Origin of the sequence: Dyadobacter jejuensis (assembly GCF_003149085.1) — a bacterium.
Lineage (GTDB): Bacteria > Bacteroidota > Bacteroidia > Cytophagales > Spirosomataceae > Dyadobacter > Dyadobacter jejuensis.
On sequence record NZ_QGDT01000001.1, the window covers coordinates 243,023 to 263,369 of the forward strand.

At 47.3% G+C, this 20,347-nt stretch carries 14 protein-coding genes and 1 riboswitch; of the genes, 8 read left to right on the top strand and 6 right to left on the bottom strand.

All coding sequences use genetic code 11. The features are described from left to right. Positions 1-7: 7 nt before the first annotated feature. Positions 8-215: riboswitch (cobalamin riboswitch) on the top strand. Positions 216-253: 38 nt separating this feature from the next. The 3 genes from CLV98_RS01115 (at position 254) to CLV98_RS01125 (ending at position 4,830) form a co-directional block, all read left to right on the top strand. Continuing rightward, positions 254-2,197: a TonB-dependent receptor plug domain-containing protein gene (locus CLV98_RS01115; RefSeq protein WP_229203150.1), complete on the top strand. Its 1,944-nt coding sequence runs from the start codon at positions 254-256 to the stop codon at positions 2,195-2,197. Between the two features lie 70 nt (positions 2,198-2,267). Further along, a complete protein-coding gene (locus tag CLV98_RS01120) occupies positions 2,268-3,359 on the top strand; it encodes a YncE family protein (protein ID WP_229203151.1) in 1,092 nt (363 codons plus the stop codon). 151 nt (positions 3,360-3,510) lie between these two features. After that, positions 3,511-4,830 carry a WG repeat-containing protein gene (locus CLV98_RS01125; RefSeq protein ID WP_109672096.1) on the top strand — a complete coding sequence of 440 codons (1,320 nt, stop codon included), beginning with the start codon at positions 3,511-3,513 and terminating at the stop codon, positions 4,828-4,830. A gap of 84 nt (positions 4,831-4,914) precedes the next feature. Here CLV98_RS01125 and CLV98_RS01130 read toward each other — a convergent pair whose 3' ends face one another. Both CLV98_RS01130 and CLV98_RS01135 read right to left on the bottom strand, forming a co-directional pair. Continuing rightward, entirely contained in the window at positions 4,915-5,658 is a 744-nt protein-coding gene (locus CLV98_RS01130; RefSeq protein ID WP_229203152.1) for a tetratricopeptide repeat protein, read from the bottom strand. 69 nt (positions 5,659-5,727) lie between these two features. Next, positions 5,728-7,065, bottom strand: coding sequence for a DEAD/DEAH box helicase (locus tag CLV98_RS01135; RefSeq protein ID WP_109672098.1), 1,338 nt, complete (start codon positions 7,063-7,065; stop codon positions 5,728-5,730). 219 nt (positions 7,066-7,284) lie between these two features. Between CLV98_RS01135 and CLV98_RS01140 the strand changes: the two genes are divergently transcribed. Both CLV98_RS01140 and CLV98_RS01145 read left to right on the top strand, forming a co-directional pair. Next, positions 7,285-7,800, top strand: a complete 516-nt coding sequence (locus CLV98_RS01140) for a hypothetical protein (protein WP_109672099.1) — start codon at positions 7,285-7,287, stop codon at positions 7,798-7,800. Between the two features lie 172 nt (positions 7,801-7,972). After that, a complete protein-coding gene (locus CLV98_RS01145) occupies positions 7,973-9,313 on the top strand; it encodes a DUF3472 domain-containing protein (RefSeq protein WP_109672101.1) in 1,341 nt (446 codons plus the stop codon). Here CLV98_RS01145 and CLV98_RS01150 read toward each other — a convergent pair. After that, the gene (locus CLV98_RS01150) at positions 9,276-11,726 is read right to left on the bottom strand and encodes a helix-turn-helix domain-containing protein (protein ID WP_109672103.1); all 2,451 of its coding nucleotides are present in this window, start codon (positions 11,724-11,726) and stop codon (positions 9,276-9,278) included. The genes CLV98_RS01145 and CLV98_RS01150 overlap by 38 nt on opposite strands. A gap of 144 nt (positions 11,727-11,870) precedes the next feature. Here CLV98_RS01150 and CLV98_RS01155 point away from each other — a divergent pair, with 144 nt between their 5' ends. After that, positions 11,871-12,614 carry a DUF3784 domain-containing protein gene (locus tag CLV98_RS01155; RefSeq protein ID WP_109672104.1) on the top strand — a complete coding sequence of 248 codons (744 nt, stop codon included), beginning with the start codon at positions 11,871-11,873 and terminating at the stop codon, positions 12,612-12,614. Positions 12,615-12,649: 35 nt separating this feature from the next. On the opposite strand, the gene CLV98_RS01160 is transcribed toward CLV98_RS01155, so the two are convergent. Together CLV98_RS01160 and lacZ are read right to left on the bottom strand one after the other, a co-directional pair. Beyond that, a complete protein-coding gene (locus tag CLV98_RS01160; protein WP_109672106.1) occupies positions 12,650-13,693 on the bottom strand; it encodes an acyltransferase family protein in 1,044 nt (347 codons plus the stop codon). 342 nt (positions 13,694-14,035) lie between these two features. Then, positions 14,036-17,416 carry a beta-galactosidase, LacZ type gene (gene lacZ, locus CLV98_RS01165; RefSeq protein ID WP_229203153.1) on the bottom strand — a complete coding sequence of 1,127 codons (3,381 nt, stop codon included), beginning with the start codon at positions 17,414-17,416 and terminating at the stop codon, positions 14,036-14,038. A 148-nt stretch (positions 17,417-17,564) separates the two neighbouring features. Between lacZ and CLV98_RS01170 the strand changes: the two genes are divergently transcribed. After that, a complete protein-coding gene (locus CLV98_RS01170) occupies positions 17,565-18,335 on the top strand; it encodes a type III pantothenate kinase (RefSeq protein WP_109672108.1) in 771 nt (256 codons plus the stop codon). Positions 18,336-18,337: 2 nt separating this feature from the next. Here CLV98_RS01170 and CLV98_RS01175 read toward each other — a convergent pair whose 3' ends face one another. After that, positions 18,338-18,745 (bottom strand): gamma-glutamylcyclotransferase family protein, encoded by a 408-nt coding sequence (locus tag CLV98_RS01175; protein ID WP_109672109.1) that lies wholly within the window; start codon positions 18,743-18,745, stop codon positions 18,338-18,340. 136 nt (positions 18,746-18,881) lie between these two features. Between CLV98_RS01175 and CLV98_RS01180 the strand changes: the two genes are divergently transcribed. Beyond that, positions 18,882-20,342, top strand: coding sequence for a nicotinate-nucleotide adenylyltransferase (locus CLV98_RS01180; protein ID WP_109672111.1), 1,461 nt, complete (start codon positions 18,882-18,884; stop codon positions 20,340-20,342). Positions 20,343-20,347 lie beyond the last annotated feature (5 nt).

A 20,347-nucleotide genomic window follows, 5' to 3' on the forward strand; every position in this document is an offset into this window, starting at 1 on the left:
TATTTTCTTACCTTTGCCAAACTTTGGTGCCCACAGCCATTACATGGCGATCGTGCTTAATAGGGAATCCCGTGAAGACCGGGAGCTGTCCCCGCAACTGTGAGTCTTAGTGACTCGTACCCGAATCTTCATTGCCACTGTTCTGTGCTGCAGAATGGGAAGGCCTAGGGGGCGAGAAGATGAGCCAGGAGACCTGCCAAGGGTTTTTGTTTTCAGCCTTTCGGAGGAAAAGTGTTGATAGGCAATCATCTATATGCATATTTTATCTCACTTTTTGGTCTTAATATTGAGCCGTCTGTTGCCTTTGCTTGGGATGTGCCTGGTCTTGCTAAGACCTATTGCTTATGCCCAGTCCGACTCCATACAGCTGACGCCCGTGCTGGTGAAGGGCTTCGTGCCTCAGCGCTATATGGCGGGGATGAAGCTACAAAAGATAGACTCTACCAGCATGACCCAGTATGGGTTTCAAAACTTGGCCGACTTGCTGGCGGCCAAATCGTCGCTGGCATTTCGCAATTATGGACCAGGACAATTGAGCACCGTATCGTTTCGGGGAACATCGGCCAACCACACGGCCGTACTTTGGAATGGCCTCAACATCAATTCACCGAGCCTGGGGCAGTCCGACTTCTCTACCATTCCTGTGGCCGCTATCGACGAGCTGAGTGTTCAATATGGCGCTTCGGCGAGCCTAGTAGGCTCCGATGCCGTAGGGGGCAGTGTGTTATTGGAGAGCAAGCCTTCGGTAGGAGTTAACGATTTCCGAGTAGGGCACCAGCAAGCGAGCTTTTGGAACCGTAGTACACAATTTCAGGGAAGGTATGCGGCAAAAATCACCAAGAATTGGGATTTTACCGGTAAAACCTCCCTATACCACACTTTTTGGCCCAATGCCTATCCAGAGCAAGAACGGCAGAATACCCTCCTGTTGCCTACCGCAACGACACAGCAGGGGTTGGTTCAGGACTTTTATCTGCTGTCGAAAGACGACCAAGAAGTTTCGGCCCATATCTGGCTGACTGACAATAAACTTATCCTCGTGCCCGACGATAGCCTAGGGAGGGAGCTTACCCGAACCAAAGCCTATAGGGGCATGGTGCAATATGGTTGGAGAGGGCTCTCGGCCCGGTCGGCTTGGGTACGAGATGTTACCGATTATGGCAAGGGAGATTTTGAAGATTTGGACCATTCGGTGATCGATAAATTTGCCAACCGGATCGAGTACCAGCAGCGGTGGTCTCTCGGAATGGGGCGGTACGTACATTGGCATCTGGGCGGGGAATATACCCATTATAGGGCCCAATTGGAGAATTACCAAGATCCTACCGTTACCGAAGATCGCCTCGATGCCTTCATCTTGTCGCGCGTGCAGGCATCCGATAGGCTCGTGCTGGCCCTGAATCTGCGTAAAGCGTTTATCACCCAATATAGCCCTCCTCTTACCCCCTCGGTGGGGGCCGACTACTGGCTGATGAAAGGGACGGCACATCAGCTGAAAGTCCGTGGCAATATTAGCCGGAGCTATCGGGTACCTACGCTTAATGAGCGGTACTGGCAGGACCTTGGAAATGCCGATATTCGTCCCGAAGCCGGCTGGAACAAGGAGGTAGGCCTAGAAGATACGCATAGACTGGGGGAGGGGCAGGTGCTATCGACCTCCTTGTCGTTGTATCATAACCGAGTGAAGGACTGGACCTACTGGAACCCTGCCAAGCGCTATTTCGTCGAAAATTTACAGCAGGTTCTGGCCAAAGGGCTGGAGATCAGTATGGCATGGAAAAGGGATAGCGATGACTGGGGAATGGGAGCGGCAGGGAGCTGGGCCTTTACCAGCAGTGTACAAGAAAAGGCCTATGATGCTTATTCAGCGGATGTAGTAGGAAAACAACTGATGTACGTACCCAAGCATCAGCTTCATTTGAATGCCCATGTGCGGTACCAGCGTACTCAACTGTCGTGGCTCTATCAGGGGGTGTCTAGGCAATATACTACTTTTGACAATTCCAGTTTTTTACCCGGCTATGGCTTGGTAAATATGGTGGTTGCTACTTCTATTCCTATGGGGGCTATGCACTTGGACATTCAGGCAAAGGCCAATAATATTCTGGATACCTTTTATCTGAATGTACGTAATAACGCCATGCCGGGTCGGAACTATGCTTTGAGTCTGATGCTGGGGTGGGCAGCCGCCAAATGAACCTGGGAGAAGCAATGTGGATTAATTTTTTATTGAATAATTTTACCATATGATTAACACCTATAATAGAATGAAGACAAGAATAATAAGCGCCTGCGCCCTAGTGGCCGCCTCTATAGGCACATGGTCGTGTAACCAGAGCGACCCTAAGCCCAAGGGAGATTATGTACAGGGAGTTTTCGTAATCAACGAAGGGAATTTTAGTTCTAATAATGGTTCCTTAGCCTTTTTTGCCAGGGAAAATACCACTGCAGAAGCGGATATCTTCAACATCGTCAATGGTCAAACCCTTAAGGGGGGGATTCAGGGATATGCCGTATCAGATGAAAAAGGGCTTATATTGGTAGATAATTCGGCTGCTGGGCAGGACGAAATTCAGATTGTAGATGCTAATACCATGGAGAGCCTGGCTACCATCGGTAGTCCCGACGTGGAGAATCCACGCAATGTGGTCGTAGTCGATGACCATACCGCCTATGTGTCCTGCTGGGGAACTACGGGTACCTATCCCAATTTCTTCGTTTCGAATGGCTATATAGCCGTGGTCGATTTGGCTAGCAATAGCATTAAAAAACGGATATCGGTAGCCAAAGGTGCTGAGAATATGGTGTATGCCAATGGCCAGCTAATAGTAGGTACGGTGGACTATAGCGGGGTGAATACGCTAACGGTTATCAATACGGCCACCAACGAAGTCGCCAAGGAAATATCGATGATTGCCGCTCCTAACCCTATTGGGGCCGATGCCAGCGGTAAGCTGTGGGTACAGGCCGGTCTACAAGTGTTTCAGATAGACCAGGCAAGTTGGATTAATGAAAAAACGATCACGCTGTCGACCGATGCGAGCAAATCGGCGGGTAATTTCGCCCTGAGCAACGACAAGCAGACGATTTTCTTTAACCTGAGCTATTATGATGCCAATTATGTGAGCCAGGGACAAACTTATGCCTTTAAGGTTAGCGACAATGCAGTGGATCTTTCGAAGCCTTTGATCAATCGCGTGTTTACGGGCTTAGCCGTCGACCCACTTCAGGGGTTAATCTATGGAGCCGTTACGCCGTCCTACGCCCAAGCGGGCTATGCGGTAAGGTACCGTACCGACGGGTCGGTGGTCGACTCCGTGAAGGTGGGAATTGCTCCAACTGGGTTTGTTTTTAAATAAACACCCACACCCCTACTGTTTTTTAGGCCCATTCGACTGTCGTTGCATGGGCCTTTGCTTTCTGTAAGTAGGGATAGAATTTTGAAGGGCATTATTTTTGTTAGTATCTTCCGTTTCCAACAATTTTTGCCCCTTATTACCGATTAAGATCATGTATTTCCGTTCTATTTTATTTTCACTAATTTTCTTTTTAGTCGTATCGCCAAGGTTTTTACAGGCCCAAGATACCAAGCCCTGGCTATCAGAATATAGTAGCCATATTCAATATGAGGATGTATACGTGGTTAAGAAGATCCAGGTGTCCTGTCGGCAGTACGACACCTATTTGGTAGACTCCCAAGGGCGCAAGCTTACTCCGGCCTACCGTGACATTGGTCCATTTTCTGGTGGACTGGCCGAGTTTGTGGTTAAGGAGGGGTATCAGAATAAGCAAGGATACCATGGCTTCATCGACAAACGGGGGAAGGTGGTGGTTCCTCCGGTATATTTGGGGACCGACCGGTTCGTCAATGGCATTACCTGGGTGATCTACGATGCCGGAGAACAGTATGGACTTTCCTATATCGATAGTACCGGAAAAGAATTTTTTACGGTACCAGTTCATTTGTTTAAAAACGACTTCTTAAAATCGAAAGCGACCATCGATTATGTCTGCAATCAGGATACCAAGGAAGATTTGATCTGGTGGAAAAATAAGGAGATATACCTGTTGAACTGGAACTTTAGCCCCTTTATTGAAAAGGAAATAAAGGAATCGGATGGGGTGTACCATTTCCTGTATAAGGGGAAATACGGTATTATCAGTAAGGACATGGTGTTAAGAGTGCCGGTTGTCTTAGATGGCATCGATCCGGAGTACGAGTTTTCGGGCCAGGGCCTGGAGCGGCTACAGTACGGGGACAAGTTTGGGTATATGGATCGATATACGGGGGAAATTGTGGCTCCTTTCATTTTTACGGACACCCGCAAGCCCACAGCTGGACTGTTTTGGGCCAAGAAGAATGGGAAATGGGGCTGTATTGATAAGACGGGCAAAACGAGGATTCCTTTTTTATATGATGAGGCCACCGGATTTACGGGGGAGGATCGCTCGGCTGTGGCCATCGATGGCAAGTTTGGGCATATCGATAAGAAAGGCAATATCCGTACGCCATTGAAATATGATTTCGCTTCTTATTATAACCATGGCATTTCCATGGTGAGGGTAGGCGATCGATACGGGTATATCGATATAGATGGCAAACCCATCACCCCTTTCCATTTTGAAGAGGCATTGCCTTTCGACCATCCGACTACCTTGGCCGAAAGATATGGAGTGAAATATGAAATTACCACGAAAGGAGAGGCCAGTTTTGCGGGTTTTAATTACAAGTGGAAGGCCCTATTTATCCTATTGGGACTGGGCTTATTCATTTACCTCAACAACAAGGTGTTCCGAATGGGGCAGCGGCGCCGGGCTGCTAAGGGGTGATTACGGAATGGGCTGCTTACAAAAATGGCCAACAGGCATGGATTAAATGCAGGTTGGCCACTCTATATAGAATAGAAACTCCGGTTATTTGAAAAATCCTGCTGGATCGGGCATCCGGTTTTTCAGTAGCTTGACGAACTCTAGATTGAGTTGGCTAAAATCGAGCATTCTTCCTTTATGCAGGTATTCCCAGGATTTCTCGGGATTGTCGAGGTTATAATGTAGCAAGGCTTGGTTATAATGCCCGAGGGCATAGGTAGAATCCAGCTTTTCGGCATGGTTCAGCAGCAGTTGGGCCTCTTCTAGTTCTTCTTGGCTATTGGTAATTTCATATAGCTTTAGGTCGACGGTCGAGAGGTCCACTAATAAGGCCACGTTATTGGATTGCAAATTCACTCCTCTGCTCAGCATATCCTTGGCTTCTGCCCAGTGCTCACGTTGGTAGCTCACCACCCCTAGGCCCCAATAAGCCTCTACATTTTTATCATCGAGTAGGTTGGCTAGGTTAAATCGATAGCAGGCGGTATCTAAGGATCCCTCCTGCAAATACTCCCAGGCACGGCTTACGAAGAAACTACTTGCCTCGGCTCTGGTGGCAAAGGACTTGTCACAATTACTTAGGAAGTGTATCTCTTCGTCGATTTGCTCAGAGGTTTTGCTGGCATCACCAAAAAGAGGGAGCACACGTTTTTCTTGCAACGTTAATGAACGTTTTTGGGGTGCGTTCGTGTCGGAAGCCGGAGCGGTAGCACTCGCCAAATGGTTTATTTGACAAACTCCCACTATAGGTACGACAAGGAACAACCAAAAAACAATAGATTTTTTCATGTTTTAGTATAAAGGCGATATGGGTTTTCTATTGTTCAAGATAAACGGAAATATTGATAATGTATTGTATTATCTTCTTTTACTTCTGCCACCACTGCTTTTTCCTCCTCGCTGCTGCCGTTTATCGGGCTTAGGTTTGGCATGGTATGTCTTCTTTTTGTCGTGAAAGGCTCCTTTAAAGGTAGGATCCTCTTTCTTCTTTTGTATATCGATCTCCCGAAGCATTTGCTGTTGCTCTTCCTTGGGGGTGGTCAGGACTTCCAGATCGGTAGGGAGCTCCTTTTTGGGGATTTCCATCCGGATAATCTTTTCTATTTTCCTGATATGATAGCCGTCGGCCATGGTGGCAAAGGTGATGGCCTTACCTACATGATTGGCACGGCCCGTTCGCCCAATACGGTGTACATAATCCTCATAGATGAGGGGGACGTCGAAATTGAACACATGACTCACCTCTGTGATATCGATACCCCGGGAGGCCACATCGGTAGCTACCAACACCCTCACAGCTCCTTCCTTAAAGGCTTCCATGGCATTGGTACGGGTATTTTGACCTTTGTTGGCATGTATTACCCTGATTTCCTCTTCCGGGACTACTTTTCGCAGCAAATATTTATAAACAAACCCGGCAATCTCTCGGCTCCGGGTAAATATCAACACCCTGTTAAAGCTTTCGGAGCTTTGTAGCAGGTAGGTCAACAGGTTGATTTTTGTGCCAAAATTGGGTACTTCATAGAGTACCTGCTCTACCATTTCGGCCGCAGTGGCCTGCGGGGTGACTTCTATACGGGTAGGGAACTCCAGGAACTCGTGCGAAAGATGCTCCACCTTGTCGGCAAAGGTGGCTGAGAAAAGAAGATTTTGCCGCTTTCGGGGTACTATCTCCAGCATCCGGCGAATCTGGGGCATAAAACCCATGTCCATCATCTTATCGGCTTCGTCCAATACCAAAGTATTGAGGTGCTTTACAATGACGATTTCCTTAAGATAAAGGTCCATAAAGCGTCCTGGTGTAGCCACAATAATGTCGACACCATTTTCGATGCCCTCTATCTGAGCCTTGGTTCCTACACCTCCAAACAGAGCTACGGTACGAATATCGGTGTACACGCTAAACTGTTTGATGGCCGCCGTAATCTGCATGACTAGCTCGCGGGTAGGGGCCAATATCAAGGCGCGGGCATGCGTGCCTTGAGCAAATTTTATTTTCATTAAGAGCGGCAAGGCATAGGCTGCCGTTTTGCCGGTGCCAGTTTGGGCGATACCGAGCACATCGTGCCCCGCCTGAATAATCGGAATGGCCTGCTCCTGTATAGGGGTAGGGTCGCTATAGCCTGCTTCTTCTATGGCGTTAAGAAGCTGGCGATTGAGCTTAAAAGATTCGAAAGTGGACTGCGTTGTCTGCATGGCACAAAGGTACGAAAAGTATTACAGCTAGCTTCTGTCATGTTTTTAGGAAGTCGACCTGAGCCTGTTTTAATGCATTTTTAGGCCGTTCTATCTATAAAGTTTTAGGGGGCTAAGGGTTAGAAGGGAGTTGGCCGGTGTGACCAATTTGTATTTTTACATCTAAACCATGTAAGTAATTGATAAATCAATTCAAAACCATACATAACACTTAAGAAAATGAAAAAATCTGTTTTGAAGTTTGGAGTCTTAATGATGGCCGCTGCGATTACCTTGTCTTCTTGTTCGCAAAGCGCTCAGGACGAGTCCAAAGAAGCTGCCGAAGCCGTAGTAAGCGATGTGCAAGAGGCTGGGTCTGATGTAAAAGACGCTGCCATGGATGTAGCCTCCGATGTGAAAGAAACGACTGAAAATGTGGCTGGTGATGTAAAAGATGCTTCTACCGGGCTAATATCCAATGTGAAAGATGCGGCTAGCAATGCGGCTACCAACGTAAAAGAGGTAGGTAGCAATGTGGCAGGCAATGTGAAGGACGCGGCATCGGATGTTTCGCAGTCGGTGAAGGATAAGGTAGCCAAATTGGACAAGTCGGCCAAGTCGCAATACGACTCATTCGATAAGGAGATCAAGCGATTGGATGGGGAGATATCCAATGCTTCGGCCATTCAAAAGGCTAAGCTCGTGAAAACCCGTGAGGCGATCATCAAAAAACGAAACCAATTGTTAGGCGAGTAAGATTGCTTACCTTTCTTGTATAAAATATAATGGCGCTGGAGGCTCTCCTGCGCCATTTTATTTTGTAGCCCCTCGATCTTCTCTTCAGTTTTTTGATTTATTTTATATTTTCGCCAGTATATAACGATCATCCTTCCTGCTATTGGGAAGGAAGTATAAATCCTATCCCCTTATGAATTTCAAATACCTTTATTGCCTGTTATTGCTGATTTTTTGTAGCTGTACCCAAGCCAGCGAAGAAGGGACTCGCCCCACTGATAACGCCCAAAACGGGCGGGTTGTCGTTCCCTTGGGGGGAAACGCCTATATTGGAGGCGCTGTATCTGCCAAGCTAACGCCCCAAGGACTAGTAGGCTGGAGCAGTCCTGAGGAAACAATCGATACTTATATTCGTTTTTCTAAAACAGGAAATGCGAAACTTTCACTCAGGGCCACGCTCTCTGGTGATATGCAAGTCAAGGTCAGCCTTGGCGGCGACAGCCGAGTAGTGGATATGTCCAAAAACATGGATGGACTGTATGAGTTAGGAGAATGGGCCATTGCCGATACGGGGTATGTGAAGATTGGCCTACAAGGTATGCGCAAAACGGGCAGTAGCTATGGGGAAGTCCAGGAATGGGTACTAGAGGGTGATGCCGTAGATGCCGACACCAAGTTTGTAGCGAATAATACCGATAATTACTTTTATTGGGGTAGGAGGGGCCCTTCGGTGCATCTTAACTATCCCTTGCCTGCCGAGCTGGAGCCGGTGGAGTGGTTTTATAATGAAGTAACCGTTCCTCAGGGGCAGGACGTGATTGGGTCCTATTTTATGGCCAATGGCTTCGCCCAAGGGTACTTCGGCATGCAGGTCAATTCTGAGCAGGAGCGTAGAATTTTGTTTTCCGTTTGGAGCCCCTTCCAGACCGACGACCCCGCCTCTATCCCTGTAGACAAGCGGATTGTACTGCTGAGTAAAGGAGCTGACGTGTACGCTGGGGAGTTTGGTAATGAAGGTTCGGGAGGGCAAAGTTACCTCCGTTACAACTGGAAAGCGGGGAACACCTACCGGTTTTTGCTGAGGGGAGTCCCCGGACAGGACAGCACCACCACATTTACGGCCTATTTCTATGCTCCAGAGGTGGGCGAATGGGCGCTGATAGCGAGTTTTAAGCGACCCGATACCAAGAGTCACCTGACCCGATTACACTCTTTTTTAGAGAATTTTGTACCCGATATGGGGGTGGTAGAAAGGCGTGTAAACTTTGGTAATCAATGGGTGCGCAGTACAACGGGTGAGTGGCGGGAGCTGACCACGGCGGGCTTCACGGCCGATGCCACGGCGCGTAAGGCCTTTCGTATGGACTATGCCGGGGGGCAGGATGCGCAGTATTTTTATCTAAAAAACTGTGGGTTCTTCTCCGATTATACCCCCATCAACTCCAGCTTCGAGCGGAAAGGAGGAGGAACTCAGCCGGCTCCGGACTTCGAAAAACTTAAGAAACTGTATGAAGATGCTTTAATACGGCCCTGATTTCGTAATAGGAATAGGTATCACCCAGAGCCTGTCGGGCCTCCGTGGCCGACCGGCTCTGGCGTTCCATAAAATGATCGATGATAGGCTGGATTCTTTCGGCAGGGTAAAGTTGAAAGATATCGATGTCGCCAGTGGCGATATAGTCTAACAGATGCCCTTCTACGGTGCCCTCGGTAAGTTTTCTCTCCGTGGCAATTTCTGCTATCGTTTTTCCCGACAGGAAGGCCTCATAGCTCACCTGCTTGGTGGGAACCTTGCCACTGGCTTTGTGTGTGCTTTTGGTGAGCGTTAAGGGGACTTCTTCACTAGGGCCCGTCACACGGGTTTCTTCGCAATATTCCTCAATAATTTGTAAAATAGCCTCTCCAAACTGTTTGATCTTCACCTTGCCGATCCCCTTGATGTCGGCCAGGGCCTTGCCGCTGCGTGGGAGCTTTTGTGCCAGTTCCGACAATGATTTTACGGTCAATATCATATAGTCCTCTACATTGTTTTCGGCAGCCATTTCATTGCGCCAAGCTTTTAGGCGGGCATAGAGCTGTCCGTTGTGCTGTCCCTTCGGTATCTTAGTAGGTGGAGTTTCAGCTTTAAATTTGGCCTGATATTCAATGTCAGCGTCGGCTTTAGCTCGTAAGTAAGTTTGCGCTTTAAATCCTCCTAAAGTTGCCATAAGGCATTTTAGCTTGATATGAAGGCCCCTTTTGATCTGTTCTAAGGCATCGTTGGTGGTTTTCTTTAAGGCGGTATTATCGGTCTCTATGACTAGGCCCTCTAGCTTAGGGCTTAGCTCCTGTTCTATCTGATCCAAAAAATAGCTACAGGCCTTTCCCACCCTTTCGGTTAAGGGAGGACTATCCACCGCTCCATCCGCCTCCTGGAAAAGGCGATAGAGCTGGGCCTTAAATTTGTCGGCTACGCGATACACCCCTTCATAGATGTTCTGGTTAAAGGCATATTGCTGGGTAGCCACGTCTGGAGGGAGGGAGGAGGCGTTCTCCTGGATGGTCTTATTCAGGGTAAAAGAAGCACCTTTTAGCCCATCAAAATCGAATAACTCGAGCAGTAGCAGTTGCTGAAATGCCAATTTCTCCTTTTCCAGCTGTTGGGCATCGGGCATGTTGTTGCTGGCTTCGGCACTATAGGCCGCCACCACCCCGTCGGTTTTGATGCTGGAAGCACCTATTTGGCTACTGAGTACGAGTCCTTCCAAGCTTTTGCAACGGCTCAGTGCTACGTATACCTGGCCGTGGGTGAAGGAACTGTTGGCGTCTATAATGGCCTTTTCGAAGGTTAGGCCTTGGCTTTTGTGTATGGTAATGGCCCAGGCTAGTTTCAAGGGAAATTGTACGAAGGTGCCGATGATCTGCTCCCCTACGTCCTTGGTCTGTGGGTCGAGTACATATTTTACGTTTTGCCAGGTGGTTTTTTCAACGGCTATTTCGGCATATTCATCCTGGCATTTCACGAAGATGGTGTCGGTATTGAACCTGACCACCTTGCCAATTTTGCCATTATAGTACTGCTTCTCCCTGCTGGGGTCGTTTTTTACAAACATCACCTGTGCACCAATTTTTAGTTCTAAGGAAGCTTCGGTAGGGAAGTTCTGAACCGAAAAATCGCCCGTCTGTTCCGACTCAAAGGTTCGACTATAGCCCCCGAGTGCCTTAAGCTTATCGGTATTGATATGCTGAGCCTTGTCCTTATGAGTAGTGAGGGTAATAAAGCCCTCTTCCTCGTCGGGGGTGAAATTGGGGATATACCGGGCATTGAGGGTATTGAGCCCGTCAGTGGTCAGCCGATTGTCGCGTACCTGGTTGAGTAGGTCTACGAAGCGTTGATCGGTTTGGCGATAGATTTTCGTCAGTTCAATGCGTACTGGTGCCGTGAGCTCTAAGGCTTTGCTGCCAAAGAAGTAAGGGGTATGATAGTATTCTCGGAGCATCTGCCAGTCTGCGTCCTTTACCACGGGAGGTAGCTGGTGAAGGTCCCCTATCATCAGCAATTGCAGCCCTCCAAAGGGCTTATGCCTGTCGCGGTATTTGCGAAGTACTTCATCGATGGCATCAAGGGTGTCGGCTCGGACCATGCTGATCTCGTCGATCACCAGTAGATCCAGACTTTTGATCAGGCTAATTCTTTCTCGCTTGAATTTGTAGGTGCTTTGGCTGGAAATAGATTCGGGAATATGTGGTCCAAAGGGAAGCTGGAAAAAGGAATGGATGGTGACTCCCCCCGCATTGATAGCCGCCACACCTGTAGGAGCCACTATGGCCATCCTTTTGGGGAGGGTATCTTTGAGGTTCCTCAAAAATGTCGTTTTCCCTGTGCCCGCCTTTCCCGTCAAAAAAATATTTTTGTTGGTGAAGTGGACATATTCCTTAGCGAGCTGAAGCGTGGGGTTAGCCGACATATTTCTGGGATTATAGCGGGTGAATAGGGAATACAAAAGTAAGGATTTTGCTGGGAGGGACTAGCTTATTTTCCTGATTTTACTCCTCTGGGCTAGGGGTAGGTATAGGAATTTTCGAGCGATTTATTGATCTTGCCTAAAACCATGTTTTCTTTTTTATATGCCATCCCTATGCTATATGTAACCGCTTTTATTTCTCTTGTATTTATTTCCTTGGGCTTTGGTTTAACGACTAAAAATGCGCGTTATTTACTCTCAGGATATAACACCATGTCGGAAGAGCAAAGGGCTAAAGTAGACATACAGGCTCTGGTCCCCTATTTTAAGCGGTTCCATATTTTTTTGGGTATTTCATTATTCGTGGGTACTTCCTTGTTATGGCTGGTCGATTGGAACCTGGCATCTTTATTTATGACCACCTATCCCTTATTCGCTTATGGTTATTTCTTATGGAGGGCGGCGAAATTTTACCAGGATAGAACTCACGTGAAACGGAACTATTTTGTGACAGGCTTTATGCTCCTCTTGGCCTTAGTAATTGGTTTCTTTGAAATAAAGGGTTTTAAGGGCAATGATTTGCTGATACAAGAGGATGCCCTGGTGATAGAGGGAAGCTATGGCATGGTCATTCCACGCCAGCAGGTGAAGGAAATTAACATGGTCGAACGTATTCCTCCTATCTCCATTAAAGTGAATGGATTTGCCGCTGGATATATGGCCAAGGGAAGTTTTAAAACTCAGGATGGGAAGGTTGTTAAGCTTTTTGTTAATAAAAAATATCCCCAGGCCATCTATATCCGCACCGACCAACACGACGTATACTATAATGCTACCCCAGAGCAGATGAAATCCCTCTATGCTCAGCTTACGAATTGGGAGGGTAAATAGGCTCTCTGAGCGTTGGCCTCCAAGCGGTCGGGCTGTTAGGCAAACTGCTTGACGGCTGGTGATTCGCGTTTGTACCATTTCAGCACGAGGGCCTTTCCTGGTACCTCGACGAGGTGATGGACCATCGCCGCCAATCCAATACAGACCGACAATACCGTTATGATGGCCCACTCAATGGACCATGAGTAGGTTTCATTTAAGGTCCTGACGAGGTGCGTGCCAATGTATTGGTGTAGCAGATAGAGGGCGTAGGAGATATTGCCTAGATATACCAGGGGAGATTTAACTATAAAAATCAGTTTGTTGGAAACTACCAGAGCAAAAATTAAAAAGTAGACCAATAGAATGGAGATATGCTCCCAAAGGCTTACAAAAAACATACTTCTTCCTCCTTTGTCATGCAAATAACAAGCTACACCAAAGCAAAATAACAAATAGATGATATACTTTGTGTTGTATCCTTGGGTCCAGATATGATAAAAGACAATACCAGAAAAGAAAAGTGGGAAATGGTTGATAAGCTCAAGCTTTAATTGGATATACTGATATAGTGAGGGGTAGCTATTCCTGAATAAATGAAACCCTACGATCAATAAGGTAAATATAGCTCCATGGTATAGGATAGAGCGCATCGACCTGCGGAAAAGCAGGATAAATATCCAAATATAAAAACAGAGCTCTACCAGCAGGGTCCAATAGGAACCATCTAGGTTTTCGACCCCGAAGTAGATCGGAAACATGGTGAGGTTGGCCAGTATTTGGGCAAGGCTAAAATGTGCCGGTTCGTAAACGAGGATGAATATCGCAGTGAGGAGTACACACATCCAATAGGCGGGATAGAGCCTGGCGAAACGGAAAACTAAGAAATCGCCTGGCTTTTGGACTTTATTCAGGCTCATATATATGACAAAGCCACTAATCATAAAGAAGATATCCACTCCCGTTACGCCATATCGGAATTGCCATCCCAGCTTTTCTGTGTTTTCATTGATGGTTAGATGAAACAGGGCCACCGCTAATGCAGCCATCCCTCTCAGAACATCTAGCTCGAAGAATCTATGGTGAATAGATCGATCCATTGGGTCTAAGTGTGTGGTTTCCTAACTTATTCCTGCTAATTAATACAGTAAAAATAATTCATTTATATGAAATATGCCTATAAAAAACTACTCATTAGTAATAATTCTAGCTTGTTGTATGAGTACCATATACGTCTTGGTAATATTTAACGCTAATGCTCGTATTACTTTAGAGGTTTTCTAGACTTGCTCGTAGAGTAGTCGGCTTTAAGGGGCGGCTTCCTAAAAACGATCTTTTAGCCATAGACTTGAGGATTAATGCCCATCGAGAAAATGCACATACCCTATCAATTATGATACGGTCTAATCGTATAATTTTAATATTTATTCCCTTATGGAGCGCTATCGTCGTCTTCGGCCTCTGGTAGGTTTTTTTACGAGTGCCTCCGGGTTTTCGAAAGTCTCATCTACTAGTTGGTCGAATGTGTTTTTCTGAAAGGGAAGCTGTCCTAGCACGATATCATCGATTTTAGATTGTTTGTTAATCGGTGATAGCCTAAAACCGTACTGGTACTGTTTTTGAGTTAATAGAAAGGCCTCATGTACCCTCGGTGACCAGCTGTCGTCCCCACCCAGTCCCATCTGGGCGAGGTCTAGGTGCAGATAGGTTCCAGAATTACGGGACAATACTGCGGTACGCTTCTTAGCTGCTATCAGCTCCTCTGCCGAATAGTCGTGGGCGGTAAGGTTGAGGAGGGAGTCGGCCGTGACAAGCAGGCCTAGTCCATGCTCATTCGTGAAGCTGGCCCACCGTACATCCGTTTTATTGCCATTCTCCTGCGGGGAGATATAGGGGAAATGCTGGGCCGCTATGGTTCCTGAATAGATGCCCAAAGAGGCACCAAGTTTGCGGTCTGCGTAGCTTTCGTGAGGCCCTCTGCCAAACCAACTCATGTTGTCGAAGTAGGAGGGCATGGTCATTTGTTGTCCTACCCTAGGCAGGGCTGGCCACTGGCCCTCAAGTTCATATTGATTGAGTACATGAACATCGCCAGTAGCATAGACGGTATATAGGGTATTTACCTTGATCTGACGGTCAGGGTTCCCAAAGGTATTTTTGAACAGGACCCTGACCGCCTGAGTGTTAATTTTAGAAACCTGATACGTCACTCCTGTAAGTTTCAGTTGGTCGAGACCTGCCTTCTGCCACTGACTGGCATAGCTCTTTTCAGTGCCTCCCAGGTCGTTGTCGGTAGGCACGCGCCAGAAATTGGCTACCAGAGGCTCTTTAAGCATTTCTTGCAAATTATTTTTGAAAGAGGTGAGGCCTCCTTTGGCCCTATCGAAGAGTACCGAAAAGTCCTCTCCACTGATCTGCAAAAGATTGTTATTGATTTGGGTGAGTTTTAAAGGAGGGGAACCAGCGATGCTTCTGCTTTTTTTAGTGGGCGTAGGAAGGTCTACTTCAAATTGTTCCCAGGCTACTACATGCCCTTTAGGCGCATAGGCACTGCTGTCTTTCTGTTCGAAGGAGACCGTCAGGTGGTATTCTGCGCCAGGTTTGGGGTGTTCAGGGGTTTTAAAGGGTACCTCGATAGATTTGGACTGATGGGGCAAAACGGTGAGATCGGGCAGGGTGCCGCTTTCAATAGTCTTGCCACTTTCCAATAAAGTCCATTTTCCTGCATATCGGGAGAGGTTTTCAAAGTCGTAACCGTTTTTTACCACAACTTGTTGGCTATTTTCTCCGAGCTTTTTGGGGGCTTCTAGCCTAATGTATTGGTATACTTTCTTGACTTCCTGGAGCTCCGGTTGAGGCTGTCGGTCTGGATTTACCAGTCCATCTCCGGCATTGGCGCCATCTATCGTATTGAAATAGTCCCAGTAATAGTTGCCGTTGGCATCCTTGAGTCGTAGGCCCTGGTCTACCCAGTCCCAAATAAATCCGCCTTGCATGGTTGGATTTTTTTCGATGACATCCCAATATTCCTGGAGGTTACCTATGCTATTGCCCATTCCATGGGCATATTCACAGACAATCAGTGGGCGGGTTTTGTCTTTAGCTACGAGCTCCTTCATGTCTGAAATAGAAGGGTACATCACCGAGATAATGTCAAAACTACTTAAAGTGGTGGGTTTATAGTCCTGCCTTCCCTCATAATGAATGGGCCTTGAGGGGTCGGCTAGGCGTATAAAATCGGCCATGGCTGTGAAGTTTCGCCCCATTCCCGACTCGTTGCCCAGGGACCAAATTAAGATAGAGGGGTGATTTTTGTCTCTTTCCACCATGGCATTGGCCCGCGCCACGAAGGCCTGCTTCCATTCGGGCTTGGCAGCCAGGATGATATTTTTTTGCCATAACTCATGGCTTTCTATATTGGCTTCGTCCATCACATACAAGCCATACTGGTCGCATAAGTCGTACCATTCGCCTACATTGGGATAGTGGGAGCTACGAACGGCATTAATATGGTGCTGCTTCATCAAGGTAATGTCGCGAATCATCGTCTCCCGGTCGACGACCCGGCCAGTGTTAGGGTCGAACTCGTGCCGGTTGACGCCCTTTAGGGTAATGGCCTTTCCATTTAGCAGCAATTGGCCCCCTTTTATTTTTACCTCCCGGAAGCCTACCCGCTGGCTGGTGGCTTCGAGGACCCTTCCGTCGCTATTCATCAGCTGGATGGTAAGGGTGTATAAATAGGGGTTTTCCGCACTCCATTGTACGGGCTGGGATATAGGAAGGTGGAGCCGAACCGAAGCTTCCTCGCCTCCGCCAATGGACCGCAGGATCTGGTTGGTAGGCTTCACCACCGCTTCACCTCGGGCATCGTATAGGGTAAATACGAGCTGGTGGGCATACACTGCCTCTTGATCATTGTTTTTGACGAATGCACTAATCGACAAATCGGCATTGGTATATTCGGAATCGAAGGGGGTATTCACCGTAAAATCGGAGATATTTACCAGGGGACGTTTTATCAAGGACACGTTTCTGAAAATTCCAGATAGGCGCCAGAAGTCCTGATCTTCCAGATAGCTCCCCGTCGACCAGTTGATGACCTGTACCGCCAAATGATTCTCTCCCTCTGTAAGCAGGTCGGATACCTGGAATTCAAAAGGGGTCATGCTATCTTCATGATAGCCTAAGGCTACTCCGTTGAGCCAGACGTAACAGGCCGACTGAACCCCGTCGAAACGCAGCATATAGGCCGATTTGTTTACGGTTTCATTCACCGTAAAAGTTGTTTTATAGAGTCCTACCGCATTTTTCTCTTCCGATATTTTGGGAGGGTCAGCGTGAAAAGGATGCTTGATATTGCTAAAGATGGGTGGGTCGTAGGCGCGACCTTCTAGGGCGCCTATCACCTGCCAGTTGGAAGGGATGGGGATTGTCTCCCAGTTAGTAGCCGGATAAGCCGCATTAAAAAATCCTTCGGGAACGGCATTAGGATGGGATACCCATTTGAAGTGCCAGTTTCCATTTAAAGACCGTACCAAAGGAGTCTCTTTGTTGAAAACTTTAGCGTCCGATTCGCTAGGATATGGGGTAAAATCGGCCCTGGGGCGCTCGGTATTGACGCTGATTACCTGGGGGTCCTGCCATTCGGGAATATGCTGAGCCTTAGTAGTGGAAAGATAAAGGCAAAATAATAGTGTGATGGATAGAAAACGCATGGTAACTGAAGGGTTCGAGTGAGCATTTCCCCCGCCGGAAGTACCCGAATGGGAGTCGCTTATTTTATAATGAAGCCAAAAATAGGGAATATGATAGGGAATCGTCAATCATTTGAACTGATAAATAGTGAAAATTTTACCTTTTAGATCTAATTTTCCAATCGAAGGCTACTTTTATTAGCTTTGTTCGATTATTTGACTAATTCTAGGGACGAAATAAATCGATTACCTACTGTACTATTAAAACTGGAAACTTATGCTACTCGCAGTAGATGTTGGGAATACCGATACAGTCTTTGGACTATATGAAGGGAGCGATTGTATCAGCATTTTGCGGCTTAGGACAGGGGTGTCGGAGGGTGCCTCCCATTATGAATCCCAAATCAGGATGCATTTTATGGAATCGGGCTTATGGTTAGGAGATGTAGGCACTGTAGTATTAGGCAGTGTAGTTCCCGATGCCACCCCAGTATTGTCTAGGGTATTAAAAACGCTTTTCGTAGACGATATTATCATAGTAGGCCCCACTATCTATCCCGATCTTAATATCGCCATAGACCATCCCCACGAAATAGGGGCCGACCTGATTGCCAATTCTGTAGCCGCCATGCATCGTCATCAATCGAACTGTGTGGTGGTGGACTTCGGCACGGCACTTACCTTTACGACCGTCTCCGCCGACCGTCAGATACTCGGGGTTGCGATACTACCCGGGTTAAAAACGGCGGTAAAGGCCTTGTTTACCAATACGGCTCAGCTGCCGGAAGTGCCCCTAGTGCTGCCTCAGTCGGCTATTGGCAAAAACACCGTACACGCCATTCAAGCGGGTATTCTTTTGGGGTATGAAGGACTCGTCAAATCCTTGCTGACCAGGATTCGGAAGGAGTTAAACGGCGACTGCATAGCCATTGCTACGGGTGGGCTGTCTTCCATCATAGAAACCCTAGAGGATGAGTTCGTCGAAATAGATCCTAGCCTTACCCTGGATGGACTACGGCTGATTGGTGAGCGAGTAGGGGCGGTGTAGGGCTAGCCACGGCGGAAATCGCCCCCATATATTCGTTGAAGCCCACTCACACGCTTATTGAAGAGGTATACCCAGCAGTCGACTCTTGAACCGTCGGGTGTATCGATGGGGACGATCCTGCGAATGTATTCACTTTGTGATTCGTTTGGTTGTAGGTCTTCGTATGCATCGAGGGCTTGCAATAATGGCCCAGCTTCATTTAGTTGATATATCTCACCGCGTACGGTGCTGCTACTGTCGGCCTGATATATAGCCCCCGGATACCAGTCGATCCGATACAAGGCGCCAGGCATATAGCCTTCGGCATAGTAGGTCGCCATCCGTTGTAATTGATGTGAAAATGGGTTGGTATGCCCACTCATCAGGGTGCCATATACGAAAAGATACTCGGATAGGGAGTGATTTTGCATGATTCCGTCAAATAAAATCTTTTTAAAGTAATACCTGGTCGTTTTTTTTTGTTTATCTGAAGAAGTCCTCGAAGGGAATCATACATGAAGGTAGTATTTTTCTTAAATTGCAGGTAAAGCTTCATCCATTTTAGTTATGTACGAAAAAAATCTGGGAACCAAACAGAAGGCCTTACGCATTAATCTTGACCCCAGGATTTATGGTTCATTTGCCGAAATCGGTGCGGGACAGGAGACTGCCGCCATATTTTTTAAGGCAGGGGGAGCCTCCGGAACCGTCGCCAAGACGATGTCGGCCTACGATATGACCTTTAGCGATGCCATCTATGGTACCGAAACTGGGGGGCGCTATGTAGTAGAGTCCCGTTTGATGAAAATGCTCAACAGGGAGTACGATTTGGTAGAGAAGCGTCTTTCCGAAAAAAGGGGAGTCGACAGCCAATTCTTCGCTTTCGCCAATACCGTTGTAGCCCTCAACTTCCAAAAAACCAATGAAGCGCATGGCTGGCTGGGTCTTCAGTTCCAGTTGACGCCCTTCGGCCCGAGCAATTATGTGGTGATCCATGTTCGGATGCGCGATAATGAAAATTTGTTGCAGCAACAAGCCCTTGGAATTATTGGGGTAAACTTACTATATGGTTGTTTTTTCTATTACCGATCTCCCCAGACCCTGCTAAAATCGTTGATGGACGATCTGACGACCGATCGTATCGAAATAGATATGGTACGGTTCAGTGGACCCGACTTTGAAAAAGTCGATAACCGACTGATGAGCCTACGATTGGTTCGAAATGGATTTACCGATGCTGCCCTTTTTGGAGCGGACGGAGGGGTGTTACAACCATCGGAAGCCCTTTATAAAAAACATATTTTGATGATGAGAGGGCGGCTAAGGCCTATTACCAATGTTCATATCGATTTGATAGAAAATGGTAAAAAGCAATTTTTGGCCGAGCCCGACGTCGATGAGTCCAAAGTGGTGCTTATTTCGGAGTTGACTTTGCACAACCTCAAAGGCTCGTCGAGGGATATCGATGAAAAGGACTTTCTGGACCGCGTCGACATCCTTTGTTCCTTGGGACATATGGTGATGATCTCCAACTACCATGAATATTACAAATTAGCTTCTTTCTTATCGAGGCTTTCGAAACTGAAAGCGGGACTATTATTGGGGAGCCCCAATCTGCAGGATATTTTCGAAGAAAAGCATTACGAGTTCTTGCCCGGCGGTATTTTGGAGTCGTTTGCCACCCTGTTTAGTAGGAAAGTCAAACTCTTTATTTACCCCACCTTACAGCCCGATGGATCGGTATATAGTTGTGAGAACTTCGTAGTTCCCGAGCATCTGCGTCCCCTTTTCCAATATCTTATCCTGAACGATAAAATTGAGGATATCCGTAATTACAATAAGGAACATATGCACATTACGACCGACAGCGTGCTCGAGATGATTAAGCGGGGAGAACCGGGTTGGGATAAAATGGTTCCTGATAATGTAGCGGCCATGATCAAAGAGAAGTCGCTGTTCGGCTTACCCAACGAGGACAATTATGTCGATGTAGTCAAACAAATACACCAGGCGGTGGGGAATCTGTAATAAAT